Origin of the sequence: Bartonella sp. AA1HLJMS (assembly GCF_042197445.1) — a bacterium.
Taxonomy (GTDB): Bacteria; Pseudomonadota; Alphaproteobacteria; order Rhizobiales; family Rhizobiaceae; genus Bartonella.
The window spans coordinates 1-2,145 of record NZ_JBHIRW010000126.1; the positions used below are offsets into that span (position 1 = coordinate 1).

Consider the following 2,145-nt stretch of genomic DNA (forward strand, 5'->3'; position numbering starts at 1 on the left):
AATGATATTGGTTCTGCGATAACAGCTTTCAAAAATGATCCTTCTTACTATCGCACCACTTTAAAAAATCTTGGTGAGCGCCTGTCTGATCGTGTAGAAGATCTCACGACAAAATTTGATCGAAGTGATATCATCAACGCGCTCATAAAAGATGGCATGTCCCGTTCGGATGCACAAACAGCAGCCAACCATGCTGTTCAACTCTATCAAAGCGCAGAAGAAAAGACCGAAAAAGCCATCAAAGTCCTTGAAGAACGGGCAGAAACACTTTCAGACAATCTTGAGGATACGATCAAGGGAGCAAAAAACACTGCGACTAAAGCCACAAAAACAGCCTCCAATATGGGGTGGTGGGGCTTTTTAGGAAGTCTGGTAGGCGCCATTATTTCCAGTGTTTTTGGCTATTATGGTTATAGAAGCCGTAAAGACACTTTCATGCTTTAAAACGTCTACCTGTCTACCTTTAAAGCAAATACATAAAAAGCTGCACTATGCGTGCAGCTTTTTTTGTAAATTCTTCTTAATCACTCTAAAATTCAGCCCTCTTATTTAAAATGCTCTTTGCAATCAACATAACATTTGACAAAAAATAAAATCTATACTAAGAGGAAATAAGTGGTAATTTTTTTATTTTGGTTATCATTGTTTTTTTATCAACTATAAGGGGGGAAATACATGAATATTTCACTTAATGAAGTAAAAGATGCTGTTGAATTGACTGCTGACGAAGTTGTGCCAACTGCAATGCTTACTAAGTATGCACAGCGTAACGATATTCAAATTTGTCAAAATGAGCTTGATGTGAATGGTTCGTTAGAAGTTTAATAATGTATTGTTGATACAGATCTATTTACATATCCAACTTTAAAAATTAAGCTTATTTAATAGCATGTTTCAGTTATTTTCAGAGAGCTTTTCTCAAAAAATTTGGGCTAAGCAAGCAGCTGAATTATCAATTTCACACATCCCTTTCGATGAAAGGGATGTTTTGAATGCTTTAAGACAATACGCTCTACATCCTCATAAACTCTTAGCTCTTAATCCTAAATCCGAAGTAGTAACAGTGGTTAATGGAGTGCGGAGTCCACGTCCTCTTTCAAACTTTCTTGTTTTAGATACGGATAGAACTATAGAAGAATATACTGCCCGCGTTGACCAATATGCCGAAGGACAAGAATGGGCGGTCATGTATTATGGATTATACGCTGCAACCCCTGTTCTATGGGATGTGGCAAAACAATTTGCAGATCAATTAGCTCATTCTTTAGGTTTTAGGCCTGGTGGACGCGTAGATATTGACTGCTTCATTGGCCGGTATTCTTCTACCCATGTTGGGATCCATGTAGATCACGCTCATAATTTTGGTTTTACTCTACAAGATGGCAAAACAATGTTTGCATGGCCCAGTACACGAGAAGACCTCCAAGGGCTAAAATATCCTGAATATGAAGCGCATAAATTAACAGCAATTGCGCTGCAAAACCGTACAGACCGTGTTGCCTACTTTCCCCATGATGCTTTCCACGTTGCTGAAACTGGAAAAAATATCGCGGCAAATATCAATATTGCTTTTTGGGAAACAGCACACGATGCACAACATCATAAAAATTATGTCACGCATTTACTCCATCTTGATGATCGAACGCGACATGATATCCGCGCATCAGGAAGAGCAAATTTAAACCCTGATAATGCTTTTCAACACTCTGCACTAAACTCCGCCATCGCAAATGGTACCTTAAAACGCCATATGCTGGTTTCTCAATTAATTTGTGATACAAGTTCACGTTTATGCATCGGTCGCCCCCTTGTTGACGTCTCCGAAATTGAAAATGAAATCACTCTTCGCCCACCTGCAACCCTGCAATGGGTGCCCTTAACTGAAACAAAAGAACTGCTCATCGCAGCAAATGGGCATTGCGCCAGTTTTGAGTATAGCTCTCATCTAGAACATTTCCTTTCTCAACTTTCATCAGGAAAAAAATTAGATCTAGCAAAATTAAATGATAAACCACATGACACAGCACAGAAGGAAATTTTAAAAGCTGTAAAAGCTTTAGCATGTTGGGGAGCATTGTGACAAAGAAAAAATCCATGATTTTTACCCAAATGGGGCTTTTCCTTGTTTTGGGCTTTAGCAGCTTT

2 protein-coding genes and 1 pseudogene are annotated in these 2,145 nt (G+C 38.8%); all 3 read left to right on the forward strand.

Going from position 1 to position 2,145, the window contains the following annotated elements:
• Positions 1-444 (forward strand): annotated as a pseudogene (locus ACFIQE_RS09775) (DUF3792 domain-containing protein); the annotation flags it as partial.
• Positions 445-675: 231 nt separating this feature from the next.
• Positions 676-825 carry a hypothetical protein gene (locus ACFIQE_RS09780; RefSeq protein WP_375641282.1) on the forward strand — a complete coding sequence of 50 codons (150 nt, stop codon included), beginning with the start codon at positions 676-678 and terminating at the stop codon, positions 823-825.
• A gap of 64 nt (positions 826-889) precedes the next feature.
• Positions 890-2,080 (forward strand): hypothetical protein, encoded by a 1,191-nt coding sequence (locus ACFIQE_RS09785; protein WP_375641284.1) that lies wholly within the window; start codon positions 890-892, stop codon positions 2,078-2,080.
• Positions 2,081-2,145 lie beyond the last annotated feature (65 nt).

Bases quoted from the DNA above. Each gene is read 5' to 3' on its own strand.
- ACFIQE_RS09785 (WP_375641284.1), top strand. From the start codon at position 890: ATGTTTCAGTTATTTTCAGAGAGCTTTTCTCAAAAAATTTGGGCTAAG.
- ACFIQE_RS09780 (WP_375641282.1), top strand. From the start codon at position 676: ATGAATATTTCACTTAATGAAGTAAAAGATGCTGTTGAATTGACTGCT.